Below are 17,377 nucleotides of genomic sequence, written 5' to 3'. Positions count from 1 at the left end.
CGTTGGTCCTATAAGCGATGCCGCCGTCACGACGAAGACTAGAGCTACGCCATCGTCACGCGATTTCGCCCGTTATGCTTCGAGCGATACAGCGCCCGGTCGGCGCTCGCGAAACCGTCGCGATGCGCGGGCCGCGACAAGTCGCTGATACGCGTAAGCGACGCGCCTACGCTGACCGTCACCACCCCGAGCGGCGACGCGCGATGTTCGATCGCGAGATCCGCCACGCCCTGGCGCAGCGTTTCGAGCGTGTCTTCGAGCTTCGACTTCTGTGCTTCGAGCATCAGCAGTCCGAACTCCTCGCCGCCCATGCGCCCGACCACGAAGTGCTCGCTGTCGGCGGCGGCCTGCATCACCGAGGCGACCAGCCGCAGACAATGATCGCCGGCCTGATGGCCGTAGGTGTCGTTGTACTGCTTGAACCAGTCGACGTCGACGACCACCGAGCCCATCATGTCGCCGTCGCGCGCCTCCTTCCAGCGTCGCGCGATGGTTTCCAGCAGAAAGCGCCGGTTGTACAACTGCGTGAGCGGATCGATCGCGGTGGCCGTGCGCATCTTCAGATCGTTTTCGATCATCGCGCGCAGGTGGTAGAACACACCGCGCTGGGCCGCGTCGAGCCGGCCCGGTGCCGGGTCCATCGCGCATAGCGCGCCGACGATCTCGCCGTTCGGCGCACGCAGCGCGATCGCCGCGTAAAAGCGCACGAACGGATGACGCTTGACCAGCATGCATTCACCGAAACGGCTGTCGTTGTGAGCATCCTCGATCACGAACAGATCGGCGTCGCGCACCGCGTAGTCGGCGAGCGAACGCGCGCGCGTGACGAGCGGCATCGCCATGCCGACCTCGGCGCGATAGTGCTGATACTCCTCGTCGAGCAGCACGATCGCGGTAATCGCCGCGCCGGTCACGCTCTTCAGAATCTCCGCCGCGTGCGTGAAGCACTCGCGCATCACCTGATCGTCGTGCAACAGCCACTCGATGACCGAGGACTCCACCTCGGGTTCGCCGCCGGCGGTCGAGTCGACTGGCATCCGGCTGGCGAGGCGGTCGATACTGTGAGCGAGTTGCACGGAAGGGTTCCAGAATGGGCTTAGCTTATGTCAACGGCATAGGCAGGCCAAACTTGAGCACAGAATGTGGGACCGCGAGCACGCGCCGGAGCGCATCCGGCGGCCCCAAAGAAAATGGGCCGGCTCTCGCGAGCCGGCCCATCGATCGATGCGACGTTGAGATAATCGGACGCGCCGCTTTACTCCTTGTCGCCCTTCACCTGCGGCAGCGCCGACGTCTCGTTCGACGACAGCAGACCCACCTGCGAGTAAATGCGCAGCTTGTCGCGCGTGTCCTTGATGTCGAGGTTGCGCATCGTCAGCTGGCCGATGCGGTCGCGCGGCGAGAACGTCGATTCGACCTTCTCCATCGACAGACGCTCGGGCTGATACGTGAGGTTCGGCGACTTCGTGCTGAGGATCGAGTAGTCGTTGCCGCGGCGCAGCTCGACGGTCACTTCGCCGGTGATCGCACGCGCGACCCAGCGCTGCGCGGTTTCGCGCAGCATGATCGCCTGCGGATCGAACCAGCGGCCCTGGTACAGCAGACGGCCGAGACGGCGGCCGTTCTCACGGAACTGCTCGATCGTGTCTTCGTTATGGATGCCGGTGACGAGACGCTCGTAAGCGATATTCAGCAGCGCGAGGCCCGGGGCTTCGTAAATGCCGCGGCTCTTCGCCTCGATGATGCGGTTCTCGATCTGGTCGCTCATGCCCAGACCATGACGGCCGCCGATACGGTTCGCTTCGAGCAGCAGTTCGACCGCGTTAGGGAACGTCTGGCCGTTCAGCGCGACCGGCTGGCCTTCCTCGAAGCGGATCGTCACTTCTTCCTTGGCGATCTGCACGTCGTCGCGCCAGAACGCGACGCCCATGATCGGATTCACGATCTTGATGCCGGACTCGAGGCTTTCGAGATCCTTCGCTTCGTGCGTCGCGCCGAGCAGGTTCGAGTCGGTCGAATAGGCCTTTTCAGCCGACATCTTGTAGTCGAAGCCCGACTGGCGCATGAACTCGGACATTTCCGCGCGGCCGCCGAGTTCGTCGATGAACAGCTGGTCGAGCCACGGCTTGTAGATCTGCAGGTTCGGATTGACGAGCAGACCGTAGCGGTAGAAACGCTCGATGTCGTTGCCCTTGTACGTGCTGCCGTCGCCCCAGATGTTGACGCCGTCTTCCTTCATCGCGGCGACCAGCATCGTGCCGGTCACGGCACGGCCGATCGGCGTGGTGTTGAAGTAGGTGACGCCCGCCGTCGAGATATGGAACGCGCCGCACTGCAGCGCCGCGATGCCTTCTGCGACCAGTTGCGCGCGGCAGTCGATCAGACGCGCGCCTTCGGCGCCATATTGCGTGGCGCGACGCGGGATCGAATCGTAGTCGTCTTCGTCGGGCTGACCGAGATTGGCCGTGTAGGCGTACGGCACGGCGCCCTTCTTGCGCATCCAGTGCAGCGCGGCGCTGGTGTCGAGGCCGCCGGAAAACGCGATACCGACCTTCTGGCCGATCGGAAGACTTTCAAGGATTGTACTCATAAGCAGTAGCGTTAAACTCGACGTACGGGGAGATTTGGGGATAACAGCTGAGTATCGGGCAAGCCTGGCGATCAGGCAAGTTACGCGGGAGTATACCGTGAACCGCCGTCCGGCCTTGGATTTTGCCGGTCGGCGCGGCTCTCCGCCGCGATCTCGGCGTGTCGAATTCCCGGATTAATTCACGCTTTATCAGTCGTAACGGGGACCGATTTATTATCGTCTCGGGGTAGCATCGCGGGTTGCGTCAACGCACCGGCCGCGTATCCCTTGCACCCCGTTCACTCCCCTTGCCTACCGCTCATGACCACGACCACTCCACGCCCCACGACGAACGCCTCGCTGATCACCAACGTGCGTCTCGCCGACGGCAAGCGCGTGGAGGTGTCGATCGTCGATGGCCGGATCGCCGCGCTCGGCGCCGCTCTGCCGCGCGAGCCCGTTGTGCCGGTCGAGGACGGCGGCGACGCGCTGCTGCTGCCAGGTTTCGTCGAAGGGCATACGCATCTGGACAAGACCAACTGGGGCTTGCGGTGGTATCGCAACGAAGTCGGGCCGAAGCTGACCGACCGCATCGAAAACGAGCGCCGCTGGCGCGCCGAAAGCGGCCACGACGCGGGTGCGCAATCGCTCGCGCTCGCGCGCGCGTTTCTCGCGGCCGGCACGACGCGGGTGCGCACGCACGTCGATATCGACACTGACGCGGGCCTGCGCCATCTCGACGGCGTGCTGGCCACGCGCGACACACTGCGCGACGTGCTCGACCTGCAGATCGTCGCGTTTCCGCAGTCGGGGCTGCTCGGCCGGCCCGGCACCGACGCGCTGCTCGATCGTGCGCTCGGGGCGGGCGCCGACGCGCTCGGCGCGCTCGATCCCGCGCTGATCGACGGCGATCCGGTGAAGTCGCTCGATCTGACGTTCGCGCTCGCCGAGCGTCACCGCAAGCCGATCGACATTCATCTGCACGAGCCCGGCGAAATCGGCGCGTTCACGCTCGGTTTGCTGCTCGATCGCGTTGCCGCGCACGGCATGCAGGGGCAAGTAGTGGTGAGCCACGCGTTCTGTCTCGGCGCGCTGCCCGAGCGCGAACGCGATGCGCTGCTCGCGCGTATCGCCGAGCTGCGTGTCGCGCTGTTGACCACCGCGCCGCCGTCGGTGCCGGTGCCGCCGCTCACGGCTTGCCGCGCGCACGGCGTCACGCTGTTCGGCGGCAACGATGGGATTCGCGACACGTGGACGCCGTACGGCTCGCCCGACATGCTGGAACGAGCGATGCTGATCGCGATGCGCTACGGCCTGCGCCGCGACGACGATCTCGCGCTCGCGTTCGATTGCGTCAGCGGCGTCGCCGCGCGCGCCTGCGGATTCGAAGCTTACGGTTTGCAGCCGGGCGCCCGCGCCGATCTCGTGCTGGTCAATGCCGACACGCTCGCGCATGCGCTCGTCGCGCGGCCGGTGCGCAAGCTGGTGGTCGCCAACGGCCGCGTCGTCGCGCGCGATGGCGCGCTGCTCGCGCGGTAGTTGAGCACGGGCGCGAACGCGGCCCCGCCGTGCGCAACAACAAAGACGTTTCTTGCACTCAGATGATCAATCTCTTTCAGGCCATGCAGGCTTTCGTCAAGGTCGCCGATGTCGGCAGCTTCGCGCAGGCCGCCGCGCAACTGAACGTGTCGACATCGGTCGTCACGCGCCATGTGTCGGGCCTCGAACAGCATCTCGGCATTCGGCTGTTTCAGCGCACCACGCGCAAGGTCGTGCTGACCGAGGCCGGTGCGCAATACGCGGACGGTTGCCGCGTGCTGCTCGCCGAACTGGAGGAAGTGGAATCGCGCGCGACCACGGCGTCGCGCGAAGTGGCCGGCGACCTGCGCATCGTCGCGCTCGGCAGTTTTTCGCTGTTTCGGCTGACGCCGCTGTTCGCCGAATATCAGGCGCGCTTTCCGCAGGTGAACCTGCGCGTCACGCTGACGGAAAAACGCGTCGATCTGCTCGAAGGCGGCTTCGATGTCGGCATCGTGACCGAGCATATGATCCGCTCGGAGTCGCTGGTGGTGCGGCGTCTGATCAACTCGCACGCGGTGCCGGTGGCCGCGGCCGCGTATCTGGCGCAGGCCGGTCATCCGCAAACGCCGGCCGAGCTGGAGAGGCATCGGCTGATCGCCGCGCCGTTCGACACGACCGGCCCGATGTGGATCTTCCGCAAGGGGGACGGCGACGCCGACAGCACGAGCGAGCCCGGCGACGACAGCGGCGAGAGCATCGCGATCGATGCCTCGTTCACGGTCAACAGCATGATCATGCAGAAGCAGGCCGCGCTCGGTGCGATGGGCATCGCGCTGCTGCCGCTCGAAATGGTCGAGGACGAATTGCGCGCCGGCACGCTGGTGCGCGTGCTCCAGGGCTATGCGGTGCTCAATGGCGACGTGGCCGTGTCGCTGGTGTACCCGAGCCGGGAGTTCGTGCCGCGCAAGGTGCGCGAGTTCATCGATCTCGCGGTCGGTTTCTTCAAGTGACGTTATCGGACTGACGCTTCAAGGGCGCTCGCCGCGCGCGAGCCGCGCGTCGATGTCGTACACGACCGGCATCAGATCCGCGACGCTGTCGATCACGTAATGCGCGCCCGCCGCCTTCAACCTGATCGTCGCGGCGGTGCGGCGCGCGGCGAATTCGTCGGCCGGCAGCGCCTTCACCTCGGCCTCGCTCATGCCGAACGCGTTGCCGCTCACCGCGACGCCGACCGCCCAGGTGCCGCCGTTGATGCCCTCTTCGATGCCGACCTCGGTGTCGTCGACCTTGATCGCCTCTTTCGCGCGCCATACGCCGAGCTGCGGCAGCGTCCGGTAGATCATGTACGGCGACGGCCGTCCTTCCGGCGTGTCGCCGGTGCATACGATGCTGTCCGGCGAGAAGCCCTGCGCGGCCGCGCCCGGCACGATTTCGTCGATGATCTCGCGGGTATAGCCGGTGGTCGTGCCGATGCGGATAGCGTCGTGACGCAGTGCGCTCGCGACTTCGGCGACGCCCGGGATCACCGCGCTATAGCTCGCCGCGACCGCGATGTTCTTCGGCACGAACACGTCGTACACGGCGTCTATATCCGCGTCGGTCGGTGTATGGCCGTGACGCTTGGCCCAAGCCTGCGCGACGCGCGGCAGCGCCATCAGCGCCGCGATATGCGGCCGCTTCGCCATGCCCATCGGGCCGCGTGCTTCGTCGATCGTGATCGGCACGCCGAACTGCTCGAAGGTCTCGACGAAGGCGCCCATCGGCGCGCGTGAACCGTAGTCGACCACCGTGCCGGCCCAATCGAAAATCACCGCCTTCACGTATTTCATCTGCTTGAATCCCCAGGAATCCGAATGTGTTGGGTTTGCCGTCGCGGCTCAGGCCGCCTGGGCGAGCGCCTTGCGTTCGTCGAGCGCGGCGGGCGGCGGCGCCGCGTGCGTGACGCCCATCGTGCGCAGCGCCTGCGCGCAGGCCTCGACCACGCGACGCATCACGTGCTCGTCGACCAGACCGATACAGCCGATGCGGAAACTGTCGACCACCGTCAGCTTGCCCGGATAGATGATGAAGCCCTGCTCCTTCATCAGTTCATAGAAGCGCGCGAATTCGAACGACGGATGCGCGGGCGAGAAAAACGTCACGATGATCGGCGAGCGCCAGTGCGCGCTGAGCAGCGGCTCGAAGCCGAGCTCGTGCATGCCGGCCACCAGCACGTCGCGATTGTTCGCATAGCGCGCGAGCCGCGCGGGCTGCCCGCCTTCGAGCCTGAACAGCCGCAGCGCCTCGAGGAACGCAGCCACCGTATGCGTGGGCGGCGTGAAGCGCCACTGGCCCGTGCGATTCATCACGTCCCATTGATCGTGGAGATCGAGCGCGAGCGAATGGCTGCGGCCCTTCGCTTCGGAGAGCGCGCTCCTGCGCGCGATCACGAAGCCGAAACCCGGCACGCCCTCGATGCACTTGTTCGCCGAGGACACGAACGCCTCGCACGCGATCTGCCGCACGTCGAGCGGCACCGCGCCGAAGGCGCTCATCGAATCGATCAGCAGCTTGCGGCCGTGCTTCGCGACCGCGGCCGCAATTTCTTCGAGCGGATTGAGGATGCCGGAGCTCGTTTCGCAATGGATCGCGACCACGTGCGTGATCGACGGATCGGCGGCCAGCATGCGCTCGACTTCGACGCCGCGCGGCGGCAGGTAGTCGCCCTTGTCGAGCAGCGTGCAGGCGCGGCCGAGGTAGCCGAGCGTGGTCGCCGCGCGCTTGCCGTACGCGCCGTTCGCGAGCACGAGCGCATGGCCGTCGCGCGGAATCAGGCTGCCGAGCATCGCTTCGACGCAGTAGCTGCCGCTGCCCTGCAGCGGCACGCAGTCGTACTCCCCGGCGGTGTCGCCGGCGATTTCGAGCAGGCTCGCGCGCAACTGAGCGGTCATCGCGCGGAAGTCGCCGTCCCATGAGCCCCAGTCGCGCAGCATCGCCTGTTTCGTCGAGAGTGCCGTGGTCAGCGGACCCGGTGTCAACAAGTAAGGCTCGCCGCCAGCCGGCGCCGCGCAGGATGTCGTGCCACGGGTGACGGACGTTGCCGCGGCCGCAACGCTCAATGCCGCCGCCGAACCGCCGATCGCGCTTTCCATGTCGGGTACTCCGATATCGCTATGTCGATACCTCACACGATATAGAAACGCTGTCCATCGGTAAAATCGATATAATCGATGACAGTATCGTAAAAACTTATCAGCTGGCGAGGCACACGTGCAGTACGCGCAATTGCGGGCGTTTCATGCGGTCGCTGAACATGGCGGCTTTTCTAAAGCGGCACAGGCGTTGTCGTTGACGCAGCCGGCGGTGTCGGACCATGTGCGGCGCCTCGAACAGGATTACGGCGTCAAGCTGTTCGAGCGCGGGCCGCGCGGCGTGGAGACGACCGAACTCGGGCTGCGCCTGTTCAGCGTGACGCGGCATATGCTCAGCTGCGAGCGTGATGCGCGTCAGTTGCTCGAATCGGCGGGCGGGCTGGAGTCGGGTTCGCTGTCGCTCGCGGCCGATGCGCCCGATCTCGCCGTCGCGCTGATCGGCGCGTTTCGCCAGCGGCATCCGGGCATCGTCGTCACGCTGTCGATCGCCAATGCGGCCGAGTGCATGCAGCGCGTGCTGTCGAGTGCGGTCGACGCGGCGATCACCGCCGCGCCGCAAGTGCATAGCCGCCTGCGGTCGCGCGTGTTGCGGCGCGATCCGCTGGTCGCGATGGTGCCGGCCAGCTATGCGGCCGCGAAGAAGCGCCGCCTCAGCTACGCGGAGCTCGTCGAACAGCCGATGATCTTCCGCGAGCCGCAATCGGTCACCCAACAACTGCTCGAAATCGAGCTCGTGCGCGAGTCGTTGCAGGTCGAGCCGGTCATGTACGTGGATGGCCGCGAGGCGCTCGAGGAAGCGGTCGCGCAGGGAATCGGCGTCGGCGTGATCGCGCGCGCCGAGTTCAACGAGTCGCGTCGCATCCGGATGGTGCCGCTCGTCGACTGCCGCGTGCAGATGATCGAATCGCTGACGCGGCTCGCCGAGCGGCCGGGTTCGAATCTGCTCGACGCTTTTTTTGCGGTGGAATTGCCGGGAGCGGAAACCGAGGTCTCGGTCGGCGAGGTTCAACGCGCGTAGCTCGCGCCCCGTCGCTGCAACAGGCGGCGCGGCCGTCGTGCTACCGGCCGCGCCATCCGTTATCGCACTCGATCTGAAGAGCGGGTTGCCGGAAGCGTCGGCAACCCGTCGGACTCAACGCGCGCCGCCGCTCGCGATCAGGCTCTCGCCCGTCAACCAGCGCGCGTCGTCCGAAGCCAGGAACGTGACGACATCGGCGATATCGTCGGGTTGGCCGATACGGCCGAGCGGCGTCGTGCTGATCGCCCACGTTTCGAACTCCGAGCCCATCACGCCGGCGGTGTGCGCGCCTTCGGTTTCGACCACGCCCGGATTCACCGAATTCACGCGGATCTTGCGCGAACCGAGTTCCTTCGCGAGCACGCCGGTGATCGCATCGACCGCGCCCTTGGTCGCCGTGTAGACCGCGGTGGTCGCCGGTGTGATGCGGGTCACGACCGAGCTCACGTTGACGATGCTGCCGCCTTCGCCCAGATGTTTGGCCGCCGCCTGCGTCACCAGCAGCAGACCCAGCACATTCACATCGAAGTGCTTATGAAAATGCGCTTCGGTGATCTCTTCGAGCGTCGCGAATTCGTAGACACCCGAGTTGTTGACGAGAACGTCGAGCCGGCCATAGGTTTCGATCGCCGCATCGATGATGCCCTTCGCGTCCGCGGCCTTCGACACGTCGCCGCCAACCGCGACCGCCTTGCCGCCCGCCGCGGTGATATCGGCGACGACCTTGTCGGCGCCCGCGCGGCTCGACGCATAGTTCACCACGACCGACGCGCCTTGCGCCGCCAATGCCTTCGCAATCGCCGCACCGATGCCTTTCGATGCACCCGTTACAACCGCTACCTTGCCTGTGAGCTTGCTCATCATCGTGTCCTTTCAATGGTTCGCGCCGGCATGCCTCGCGAGAAGTCACGAGGTCCACGCCGCTAAAAGCTGGAAATGCAGTGGCGCTGTCACAGGTCGTAAATTTAGGCATCGCGTGAGCTCGGATAAAGCGGCTCGAGGCGAATTGACACGCCGCTTCCGACGAACAATCGAATCGAAGCGGATTTCGTTGGATATGTTTACGCGGGGCTTACGAAGATTTCGGGCAATACGCGCTGATCTGGTTCGCGGTGCATCTCGTACCAGATCGATGCATAAAACTCCTACGAGTAGACGCCACGATCAGGCGCTACACACTGAAAGCGCTTTATTCACTGCGCTTTTTATTCAATGCTTGCGCAGCAGCGCGATCTGCGCCGCCACGCTCGCGAGCACCGCGAGCGCACCGAGCGTATCGAGAATAATGGGCCACATGATCTTCCTCCTCCGCTATCTGCTGCCTCGACGTCATTTAAACGAATGCGCGCGGTATTGATTGAACGTCGAGGCCGAGCAGACAGATAGGGTTTGACGGTGCTGTTGCTATCATTCGTTGCCGCCGCGGAGCGCTCCTGCGGGAGCACAGAGCCGTAAACGAACATTCAGCGCGCGGCATTCCAACACCAACCCGATCGCCGACGCATCACACCTCTGAGGCATGCATGGAATTTCGCCAACTTCGCTACTTCATCGCGGTCGCCGAGGAGATGAACATCACGCGGGCGGCCAATCGTCTGCATATGACGCAACCGCCGCTGTCGCGGCAGATCCAGCAGATCGAGGAAGACGTCGGCCTGCCGCTGTTCGAGCGCGGCTCGCGACCGTTGCGGCTCACCGAAGCCGGCCGCATTTTCTACACCCAGGCGAAGCGTCTGATCGATGAAGCCGACGAGCTCGCGCCGCTCACGCGACGGCTCGCACAACTCGCGGAGCGCATCGTGATCGGCTTCGTGCCGTCTACGCTGTATGGCGCGCTGCCCGCGGTGATCCGCTCGTTCCGCGAGGCCGCGCCGCATATCGAGCTATCGCTGATCGAGATGTTCACACTCGAGCAGTTGGCCGCGCTCAAAGGCGGCCGCATCGACGTCGGCTTCGGCCGCCTGCGCTTCGATGATGCGCAACTCGCGCGCGAAGTGCTGGTCGAGGAACGGATGATCGCGGCGTTGCCGCAGGACCATCCGCTCGCACGGCAGAAGAAGCCTCTGACGCTCGCCGCGCTCGCCGAGGAAACGCTGATCGTCTATCCAAGCACGCCGCGGCCGAGCTACGCGGACCAGCAGATCTCGGCAATGCACGATCAGGCGCTGGAGCCGAAGGCGATTCACGAAGTGCGTGAGTTGCAGACCGCGCTCGGTCTGGTCGCCGCGCAGGTCGGCGTGTGTCTCGTGCCGGAGAGCGTCGAGGGCTTGCGCGCGCACGGCGTCGCGTACCGGCCGATTCCGTCGGCAAGCGCCGCGTCGCCGATCATCATGAGCCGGCGCCTGCAGGACGAATCGCCCGCGACGATGCTGATGTGCTCGCTCGCGCGGCAGTTGTTCAAGCGGGTTTGAGCGCCGCTTGCGCGAGCACGGCGCATCGTGCCGCCCTACTTCACATCGAAGCCATAGTCCCCATGCGTTCGATGCCCGTCCGACGCCACCGCGACCCAATGCACGGTGTAGTGTCCGGCCGCGAGCGTCGGCAGCGGCAGCGTCATCACCGCGGGTTGCCGCGCATCCACCGATGACTTCTGCGTGCCGACCTGCTTGCCACTCGCATCGGTGACGCTCAGCGAGCTGAACGCCGGTTCGAGCGGCCCGTCGAAGGTCACCTTGACCTGCGCGGGCGCGGCCACCGATGCGCCCGCGCCCGGCTCCTGCTTCTGCGGAAACACATGCGCGAGTGCCGCGCTCGCGAACGTCACACCGGCGATCAGTGCCGCCAGGCGCATTGCGTGATATTCGAAGCTGTTCATCATCGTTTTTCTCCTGCACTACTCATGGGAACAGCGGCTTGCCGAGCGTAGTCGGCGCAATGTCGTCGAAGAACAAGTGCGCCTGCACCAGAATGCCGACGTGCGAGCCGCTCGCACGGTTGATCGGAATCTGTGCCTCGACGCCGAACTGTCCGTAGCGATTGATCCAGATAAAGCCCGGATTGACCGTGCCGGTCGTCTGACCCTGGCTGCGCGACAGCGGGACCTCGACGAGCGGGATCAGGTTCGAGAACGGCTGCGGCAGACCCGCGTCGTGCACGTGCTGCTGCAGATACGGCAGGCTGTACTGCACGGTGAAGCCGTAGTTGAACGCGTTCGGCTGACCCGCGCCGGTGTTGAGCGCGGGGGCCGCCTCGGCCGTGATCGCGACCGGGCGCAGATACGCGAGCGAATCGGGCAGATCGCCCATGCCCTTGCCGATGTAGACGGTCGGCGAGATCGTCGAGAAGTTGTCGGCGATCGCTCGACTGCCGGTGCCGCCGAGCTCCGCAGTGACGCCGATCGACGTCATCAGCTCGTGCGGCTCGTTCACGTACAGCAGGTACTTGAGGCCGACGCCGAAGTTGTTGAAGCCGGCCGCGCGCGGGTTGTTCTGGAGCACGTACGCGCCGTCGATCGACACGGCCAGACGCGGCGTGATCAGCTTGTCGTACTCGAAGCTGAACGTGTTGATGCTCTGGTCGCCGTTGTCGCCGGGCACGCGCTGATGGCCGTACTCGAAGTTCGCTTCGTCGCCGACGCCGGGGTCGTCGACCGCGAGAGTCGCCGGGAAGACGCGGTTGCCCGCGATCGCGTGCGCCTGCGCGATGGACGGCGCGGTGATCAGGCCTACGACGCCGCACGCGACGTAAGCGGTGTAGGCGACATAGGCGGCCGCGGCGAGCGGCGCCGCGCGCCGGGGACGGCTACCGCGCATTGCTGATGTGTGCATGAGTGCATCCTGTCTGTTCGGTGATGACGAGGCCGGCGCGCGCCGTCGAACGGACGCGCGCGAGCAAGCGCGATGCACGTAGGCGCATCGCGTCGTAAGGGATTCGGATCAGGAAGCGGAAGGCGGGGCGCGGGGCTGCGCGAAGGTCCGCGGTTCGACACGGCGCACGCTGTTATAGCGCGTCACGGCCGTGTGCTGGCGCGCGCGGAACGCGGCGACGAACAGCATGCCGACGCTCGGCATCACCGGCAGATGCGCGAGCAGGCTGCAATAGCCGCAGGCATCGCCGGACATCTGCGCGTGCTTGTCCGTGGGATTGCCGGTGTCGTCGGTGTTGTCTGGCGGGTTGGCGATGGCCTGGGTGGGCTCGGGCGTGCCGTCCTGCATCCGCATGCCCGGCATCGACGCCATGTCGTCCATCGACGCCATCTGGCAATGCTCGCCCATCATCGCGTCGGCATGGCGATGGGCGGCGAGCGTCTGCGAGATCGTCGGCGCGAGCGTCGTCAGCAGGATCGCGAGCAATCCCAGCCAGTTGCCGATCTTCCGATGCCGACGATTCAACATGCGCCCAGCGACACTCCGCGAGTTGTGAAGTCCACTACTGCCAGACCGCGATTTGCGGCAAATTATGCCATGTACGCGTTATTCTCCGGCCGCGGGCGGCAGTCTCCGTCGAGCGCCGCGCGCCCGGTCGATAGAACGAACCGCTACGGCAAAGCCACCGCGCACAGGCGACAATGCCTGCTCCCGGCTTCAAGCACGGAGTATTCATGAAAGCGCAGCGTCCGCGTCCTCCGCACTTTTCCGCCGAACTTACGCGCGCCGAATGGCGCGAGCACCTGCTGCCCTACTTCATCACGGCGCTGCTGATCGCGTTCGCGATCGTGCTGATCGTCTGGATCGCCAATCCGGCGCCGCCGCGCACGATCACGATCAGCGCCGGCCCGCGCGACAGCTCGTTCGTCGTCACTGCGAACCAGTACCGCAAGATTCTCGCGCGCAACGGCATCCGCCTGAACGTGCTCGAATCCGATGGGTCCGTGCAGAACCTGCAGCGGCTGCTGGACCCGAAGCAGCAAGTCGATATCGCGTTCGTGCAAGGCGGGGTGGCCCAGGGGCTGGATACGTCGTCGCTGGTGTCGCTCGGCAGCGTGTTCTATGTGCCGATCGTGGTGTTCTATCGTGGCGCGGCGCTCGCGCAACTGGCGCAGCTCGAAGGCAAGCGGATCGCGGTCGGCCGCGAAGGCAGCGGCACGCGGCTGCTCGCGCTGCAACTGCTCGCGGCGAACGGCATCGAGCCAGGCGGCGCGACGACGCTGGTGCCGAGCGACGGTCTGCAGGCCGCCACGCAGCTGGTCGCCGGCGAGGTCGACGCGGCGCTCCTGAGCGGTGACTCGGCGACGCGCGGCCTGATGCTGCGGCTGTTGCGCGTACCCGGCATTTCGGTGATGAATTTCGACGAAGCCAGCGCCTATACGCGGGTGTTTCCGTTTCTCGACCAGATCGACCTGCCGCCCGGCGTGCTCGACCTGAAGCGGCGCATTCCGCCCGAGACCGTCCACCTGATCAGTCCGACGGTCGAACTCGTCGCGCGCAGCACGCTGCATCCAGCGATCTCGGATCTGCTGATCGAGGCGGCGCAGGAAGTACATGGCGCCGCGGGCCTGTTGCAGCACGCCGGCCAGTTCCCGACACCGGTCGAGCACGAATACCGGATCAGCGAGGACGCGCAGCGCTATTACCGGACCGGCAAGGGCTTTTTGTATCGGACGCTGCCGTTCTGGCTCGCGAGCATCGGCGATCGCACGCTGGTCCTGCTGTTGCCGGTCGCCGTGCTGCTGTTGCCCGCGATGCGGGTGATTCCGGCGCTGTACCGGTGGCGGGTGCGCTCGCGCATCTATCGTTATTACGGTTCGTTGATCGCGATCGAGCGGCACGCGCTCGCCGGCGCAACCGACGAGGAGCGCACACAGCTACTGGGGCAACTGGACGAGATCGAGGCGGCGCTGAACCACCTGCGCATGCCGTTAGCGTATGCGGATGCGTTTTATGTGCTGCGGGAGCATGTGGGATTCGTGCGCAGCCGGCTGACGGCTGCGCCGCACGTCATGGCCTCTTGAGCGAGGCCGCGACGGGTTATGCCAAGGTTAGGCCTGGGAGGGAGTGGAAGCTTGCGTCTCGTGTTGGGCGCTGGTTTGCGCCTGGGCGTCCGCGCTGCCGGCGGCATTCGGTGCTACGGCTTCCGGCGTTGCAGCAGCGGCATCCGCCTGCGGAACCGCCTGTCCCGCGACTGCCGCTACGACTGCTTCGGCCTGCGGCTCGTCGGCGGTCGCCTTCCCGGACGGTGACGGTGTACCGGCATCGGTCGGGGCATTTGCGCTTGCCGTCGCCGCGGCGGCCTTCTGCGCGCCCTTCGCCGCGCGATGCGCGAGCAGGCGCTGCGCACCGGCCGCTTCCTGCGCCGTGACCTTGCCGGCTTCGACACCCGCCAGATCGACGCGCGCGGCGCCTTCGACGAGGCTCTTCCAGTAGCGCCCGCCACGGCACCACGTCTTGATCGCGTCGCGCAGCTCGGCTTCGGTCAGCGACAGCTCCTTCGCATGCACGACGAGATCTTCGAAAACGCCGATCTTCAGCGGCAGCTTCGGGGCCGGATTCTTCGGGAAAGCGACCGGGAAACGCTTTTGCAGACGACCGATCGAGCGCACCACCGGGTCCACCGGCTTGGCGTCCGCCGCCGCCGGCCTGGCGGGCGCGGCGCCCTCGGGTGCGGCGTGGCGCGGCTGCGGGCGGCCGGGTCGCGTGCCCGGCTTGCCGTCCGGCCGACCACTGGCCTTCGCGGCCGGCTTTCCGCCGGGCCGGCCACCGGGCTTCGTGCCCGGATTGGCGCCACGCTCGGCGTTAGAGCCAGGATGTGCCCCAGGATTTGAAGCGGGCTTGCCAGTGGACTTCGAAGCGGGGCGCGCAGCCGATTTGCGATCGGGCTTGCCGGCGCCCTCGGCGGCGGCTCGCGCCGCGGCCAGTTGCTTCTTCAGTTCAGCGAGTTGTTCGAAACCCATAGTGCACAACCAATCTGTCGATCTGTAAAAATGAGATTGTAGCAGCGTGCGCCTATATGCTTGTGACAACCGCTAGCTGCAATGACGATCGTTAATTCGCGGCCGTGACGGGCGCATCGGCGGCGGGCGCGTGCAGCCCGGTGACCGACACCCGCAAGCCCGGCGCGCCGACATTGTTGTGCAGCGACAGCCCGAGCTGATGCCGCTCGGCGATCCGCGCAACGATTGCGAGACCGAGCCCGCTGCCCTCGCCCTTCGACTCCTCGCCGCGATAGAAACGATCGAACACGCGTTCGAGCTCCGCCTCCGGAATCCCCGAGCCGCTGTCGACGACCTCGAAGCCAACCCGCTCGCCCGTGCGCCGCAGCACCACGTCGACACGGCCGCCCCGCGGCGTATGACGAATCGCGTTGTTGATCAGATTCCCCAACAACACGCTGATACTGTGCGGCTCGGCGAGCACCGTGTAGGCGTCGTTCGGTGTGCGCGCCTGTTCGCATTCGAGGCCGAGATCGATTTCGCGCAGCTCCGCGAGCACGGAACAATCGCTGACCGCCTGCTCGCCGATGCGGCGCAGGCTGACCGGCACCGTCGAGGTGACCGGCTGCGCGTCTTCGCGCGCCAGCGTCAGCAATTGCTGCACGAGGTGAATGATCCGGTTCACCCGATTTTCGACACGCTCGAGCGTCTGCCCCTCGCCCCTCAGCGAGCCATCGCGCGACGCCGCCTGCAGTTGCAGCTTCAGCGCCGCGAGCGGCGAGCGCAGCTCGTGCGCGGCATCGGCGATGAACGTGCGCTGCGCCTGCGACGCCGTATGCAGACGTTGCAGCAGATCGTTCAGCGCTTCGACGAGCGGGCGGATTTCGACCGGCATGTTGCCGTCGAGCCGCAGCGGTTCGAGCGAATCGATCGAACGCGTCGCGAGCGCGCGCGACAGCCCGCCGATCGGCGCGAGCCCGCGCGCGACCACCAGCAGCACCAGCGCGATCGTCACCGGCAGCAGCACGCCGAGCGGCCACAGCGTGTGCAGCGCGAGATGCAACGCGAGGTCCTCGCGCACCGACACGGGCTGCGCGACCTGCACGTAGCGGTCCGGCTGCGCGACGCCGAAGATGCGCCAGTGGTACTCGCCGCGCGGCACCGTGTGGAAGCCCGGCGCGAGACGCTCGAACATCGGCGCCTGCGCGGAGTGATAGACGAGCGTGCCGCTCTTGTCCCAGATCTCGATGACGATGCGGTCGTCGGCGAGATCACCGAGGTCGGGGGCACGATGCTCGCGCGGCCCCGCGCCGCTCAGCGACGACGGCAGCGACAACGCGACGCTGCGCAGTTCGTAGTCGAACAGCTCGCTCGCCTCGCGCCGCGCGGTATGGAAGATCGCGAAAGCCGCGACCATCGAGGTCGCCGCCATGCCGAAGATCAGCCAGCCGAGCAGCCAGCGGCGAATCGACGTCATCCGCACCTCTTCAGGCGGTAGCCGACCCCGCGCACTGTCACGACCTGGTCCGCGCCGATTTTGCGCCGCAGACTGTGCACATGCACTTCGATCGTGTTGCTGCCGACTTCTTCGCCCCAGCCGTACAGCTTTTCTTCGAGCTCGGCCTTGGTGAACACGCGGGTCGGCTCCTCGATCAGCGCCTGCAGCAGCGCGAATTCTCGCGGCACCAGCGGCAGCGGCACGCCGTTCTTGGTCACTTCATGCGCGGCGGGGTCGAGCGTCAGTTCGCCGTGGCTGTAGACCGGCTGCTTCTGGCCGGTGCGCCGGCGCAGCAGCGCGCGAATGCGCGCGGCCAGTTCGTCGAGATCGAACGGCTTGATCAGGTAGTCGTCGGCGCCGGCGTCGAGACCGCGGATGCGTTCGTCGATCGCGTCGCGCGCGGTCAGGATGATGACCGGCGCCGCGCCGCCGTTGCGGCGATACGCGTTCAGCACGTCGATGCCGTCTTTTTTCGGCAGGCCGAGGTCGAGCAGTACGAGGTCGTACACGCCGTTATCGAGCGACAGTTCCGCCGCGCGGCCGTCCTCGGCCCAGTCGATCGCGTAGCCGGCGCGGCGCATCGCGCCCAGCACCGATTCCGCGATCATGTCGTCGTCTTCGACCAATAGCAGGCGCATGGTCTCTCCCCTCCTTGCTGCGGTTTTAGCCGCCGCATTATCGGCCCCAGCAGCTTAACGAAGCCTTACGGGGTACTGATGACGGCGCCGATTTCGCGCGGCTCGGGTCAGGCGATTCGACGTTAAGCCTGTCTTAAGCGCGCGCTTCGGAAAATTGGCTCCCATTGCGAGGCCTCGTTCGCGAGTCGCTC

At 66.2% G+C, this 17,377-nt stretch carries 16 protein-coding genes; 5 read left to right on the top strand and 11 right to left on the bottom strand.

Translation table 11 applies throughout. From position 1 onward, the window contains the following. Nucleotides 1-44: 44 nt before the first annotated feature. The gene (locus G5S42_RS20290; RefSeq protein ID WP_312883580.1) at nt 45-1,076 is read right to left on the bottom strand and encodes a sensor domain-containing diguanylate cyclase; all 1,032 of its coding nucleotides are present in this window, start codon (nt 1,074-1,076) and stop codon (nt 45-47) included. A gap of 179 nt (nt 1,077-1,255) precedes the next feature. Then, nucleotides 1,256-2,590 carry an argininosuccinate synthase gene (gene argG, locus G5S42_RS20285; RefSeq protein ID WP_176108428.1) on the bottom strand — a complete coding sequence of 445 codons (1,335 nt, stop codon included), beginning with the start codon at nt 2,588-2,590 and terminating at the stop codon, nt 1,256-1,258. A 300-nt stretch (nt 2,591-2,890) separates the two neighbouring features. Between argG and G5S42_RS20280 the strand changes: the two genes are divergently transcribed. Both G5S42_RS20280 and G5S42_RS20275 read left to right on the top strand, forming a co-directional pair. Further along, nucleotides 2,891-4,108, top strand: coding sequence for an amidohydrolase family protein (locus G5S42_RS20280; protein ID WP_176108427.1), 1,218 nt, complete (start codon nt 2,891-2,893; stop codon nt 4,106-4,108). A 62-nt stretch (nt 4,109-4,170) separates the two neighbouring features. Further along, a complete protein-coding gene (locus G5S42_RS20275) occupies nt 4,171-5,100 on the top strand; it encodes a LysR family transcriptional regulator (RefSeq protein WP_176108426.1) in 930 nt (309 codons plus the stop codon). Nucleotides 5,101-5,118: 18 nt separating this feature from the next. On the opposite strand, the gene phnX is transcribed toward G5S42_RS20275, so the two are convergent. Both phnX and G5S42_RS20265 read right to left on the bottom strand, forming a co-directional pair. After that, a complete protein-coding gene (phnX, locus tag G5S42_RS20270) occupies nt 5,119-5,922 on the bottom strand; it encodes a phosphonoacetaldehyde hydrolase (RefSeq protein ID WP_176108425.1) in 804 nt (267 codons plus the stop codon). 48 nt (nt 5,923-5,970) lie between these two features. After that, nucleotides 5,971-7,224 carry a 2-aminoethylphosphonate--pyruvate transaminase gene (locus tag G5S42_RS20265; RefSeq protein WP_176108424.1) on the bottom strand — a complete coding sequence of 418 codons (1,254 nt, stop codon included), beginning with the start codon at nt 7,222-7,224 and terminating at the stop codon, nt 5,971-5,973. Nucleotides 7,225-7,342: 118 nt separating this feature from the next. Between G5S42_RS20265 and G5S42_RS20260 the strand changes: the two genes are divergently transcribed. Further along, nucleotides 7,343-8,242 carry a LysR substrate-binding domain-containing protein gene (locus G5S42_RS20260; protein ID WP_176108423.1) on the top strand — a complete coding sequence of 300 codons (900 nt, stop codon included), beginning with the start codon at nt 7,343-7,345 and terminating at the stop codon, nt 8,240-8,242. A gap of 114 nt (nt 8,243-8,356) precedes the next feature. On the opposite strand, the gene G5S42_RS20255 is transcribed toward G5S42_RS20260, so the two are convergent. Next, nucleotides 8,357-9,103, bottom strand: a complete 747-nt coding sequence (locus G5S42_RS20255; protein WP_176108422.1) for a glucose 1-dehydrogenase — start codon at nt 9,101-9,103, stop codon at nt 8,357-8,359. 662 nt (nt 9,104-9,765) lie between these two features. On the opposite strand from G5S42_RS20255, the gene G5S42_RS20250 reads away from it, so the two are divergent. Continuing rightward, nucleotides 9,766-10,653 carry a LysR family transcriptional regulator gene (locus G5S42_RS20250; protein ID WP_176108421.1) on the top strand — a complete coding sequence of 296 codons (888 nt, stop codon included), beginning with the start codon at nt 9,766-9,768 and terminating at the stop codon, nt 10,651-10,653. A gap of 35 nt (nt 10,654-10,688) precedes the next feature. On the opposite strand, the gene G5S42_RS20245 is transcribed toward G5S42_RS20250, so the two are convergent. The 3 genes from G5S42_RS20245 to G5S42_RS20235 all read right to left on the bottom strand — a co-directional run bounded on the left by G5S42_RS20245 (nt 10,689) and on the right by G5S42_RS20235 (nt 12,576). Continuing rightward, nucleotides 10,689-11,060 carry a copper resistance CopC family protein gene (locus tag G5S42_RS20245; RefSeq protein WP_176108420.1) on the bottom strand — a complete coding sequence of 124 codons (372 nt, stop codon included), beginning with the start codon at nt 11,058-11,060 and terminating at the stop codon, nt 10,689-10,691. 19 nt (nt 11,061-11,079) lie between these two features. Beyond that, a complete protein-coding gene (locus G5S42_RS20240) occupies nt 11,080-12,009 on the bottom strand; it encodes a hypothetical protein (RefSeq protein WP_176108419.1) in 930 nt (309 codons plus the stop codon). A gap of 108 nt (nt 12,010-12,117) precedes the next feature. Next, the gene (locus G5S42_RS20235) at nt 12,118-12,576 is read right to left on the bottom strand and encodes a DUF2946 domain-containing protein (protein ID WP_176108418.1); all 459 of its coding nucleotides are present in this window, start codon (nt 12,574-12,576) and stop codon (nt 12,118-12,120) included. Nucleotides 12,577-12,782: 206 nt separating this feature from the next. Between G5S42_RS20235 and G5S42_RS20230 the strand changes: the two genes are divergently transcribed. Then, nucleotides 12,783-14,132 carry a TAXI family TRAP transporter solute-binding subunit gene (locus tag G5S42_RS20230; protein WP_176108417.1) on the top strand — a complete coding sequence of 450 codons (1,350 nt, stop codon included), beginning with the start codon at nt 12,783-12,785 and terminating at the stop codon, nt 14,130-14,132. A 27-nt stretch (nt 14,133-14,159) separates the two neighbouring features. Here G5S42_RS20230 and G5S42_RS20225 read toward each other — a convergent pair whose 3' ends face one another. From G5S42_RS20225 to G5S42_RS20215, 3 genes are all read right to left on the bottom strand, one after another. Next, the gene (locus tag G5S42_RS20225; RefSeq protein ID WP_176108416.1) at nt 14,160-15,071 is read right to left on the bottom strand and encodes a ProQ/FinO family protein; all 912 of its coding nucleotides are present in this window, start codon (nt 15,069-15,071) and stop codon (nt 14,160-14,162) included. 91 nt (nt 15,072-15,162) lie between these two features. Next, nucleotides 15,163-16,527, bottom strand: coding sequence for an ATP-binding protein (locus G5S42_RS20220; protein ID WP_176108415.1), 1,365 nt, complete (start codon nt 16,525-16,527; stop codon nt 15,163-15,165). Next, nucleotides 16,524-17,186, bottom strand: a complete 663-nt coding sequence (locus tag G5S42_RS20215; RefSeq protein ID WP_176108414.1) for a response regulator — start codon at nt 17,184-17,186, stop codon at nt 16,524-16,526. The genes G5S42_RS20220 and G5S42_RS20215 overlap by 4 nt, the downstream gene beginning before the upstream one ends. Nucleotides 17,187-17,377 lie beyond the last annotated feature (191 nt).

Origin of the sequence: Paraburkholderia youngii, assembly GCF_013366925.1 — a bacterium.
In the GTDB taxonomy this organism is placed as follows: Bacteria; Pseudomonadota; Gammaproteobacteria; order Burkholderiales; family Burkholderiaceae; genus Paraburkholderia; species Paraburkholderia youngii.
Note: the sequence above shows the minus strand (reverse complement) of the source record. Positions and strands in the feature narration are given on the sequence as shown.

What these genes read in the sequence shown, in the direction of transcription:
- argG (WP_176108428.1), bottom strand. Translation starts at nt 2,590, where the DNA reads ATGAGTACAATCCTTGAAAGTCTTCCGATCGGCCAGAAGGTCGGTATC.
- G5S42_RS20280 (WP_176108427.1), top strand. Translation starts at nt 2,891, where the DNA reads ATGACCACGACCACTCCACGCCCCACGACGAACGCCTCGCTGATCACC.
- G5S42_RS20275 (WP_176108426.1), top strand. Translation starts at nt 4,171, where the DNA reads ATGATCAATCTCTTTCAGGCCATGCAGGCTTTCGTCAAGGTCGCCGAT.
- phnX (WP_176108425.1), bottom strand. Translation starts at nt 5,922, where the DNA reads ATGAAATACGTGAAGGCGGTGATTTTCGATTGGGCCGGCACGGTGGTC.
- G5S42_RS20265 (WP_176108424.1), bottom strand. Translation starts at nt 7,224, where the DNA reads ATGGAAAGCGCGATCGGCGGTTCGGCGGCGGCATTGAGCGTTGCGGCC.
- G5S42_RS20255 (WP_176108422.1), bottom strand. Translation starts at nt 9,103, where the DNA reads ATGAGCAAGCTCACAGGCAAGGTAGCGGTTGTAACGGGTGCATCGAAA.
- G5S42_RS20250 (WP_176108421.1), top strand. Translation starts at nt 9,766, where the DNA reads ATGGAATTTCGCCAACTTCGCTACTTCATCGCGGTCGCCGAGGAGATG.
- G5S42_RS20245 (WP_176108420.1), bottom strand. Translation starts at nt 11,060, where the DNA reads ATGATGAACAGCTTCGAATATCACGCAATGCGCCTGGCGGCACTGATC.
- G5S42_RS20240 (WP_176108419.1), bottom strand. Translation starts at nt 12,009, where the DNA reads ATGCACACATCAGCAATGCGCGGTAGCCGTCCCCGGCGCGCGGCGCCG.
- G5S42_RS20235 (WP_176108418.1), bottom strand. Translation starts at nt 12,576, where the DNA reads ATGTTGAATCGTCGGCATCGGAAGATCGGCAACTGGCTGGGATTGCTC.
- G5S42_RS20230 (WP_176108417.1), top strand. Translation starts at nt 12,783, where the DNA reads ATGAAAGCGCAGCGTCCGCGTCCTCCGCACTTTTCCGCCGAACTTACG.
- G5S42_RS20225 (WP_176108416.1), bottom strand. Translation starts at nt 15,071, where the DNA reads ATGGGTTTCGAACAACTCGCTGAACTGAAGAAGCAACTGGCCGCGGCG.
- G5S42_RS20220 (WP_176108415.1), bottom strand. Translation starts at nt 16,527, where the DNA reads ATGACGTCGATTCGCCGCTGGCTGCTCGGCTGGCTGATCTTCGGCATG.
- G5S42_RS20215 (WP_176108414.1), bottom strand. Translation starts at nt 17,186, where the DNA reads ATGCGCCTGCTATTGGTCGAAGACGACGACATGATCGCGGAATCGGTG.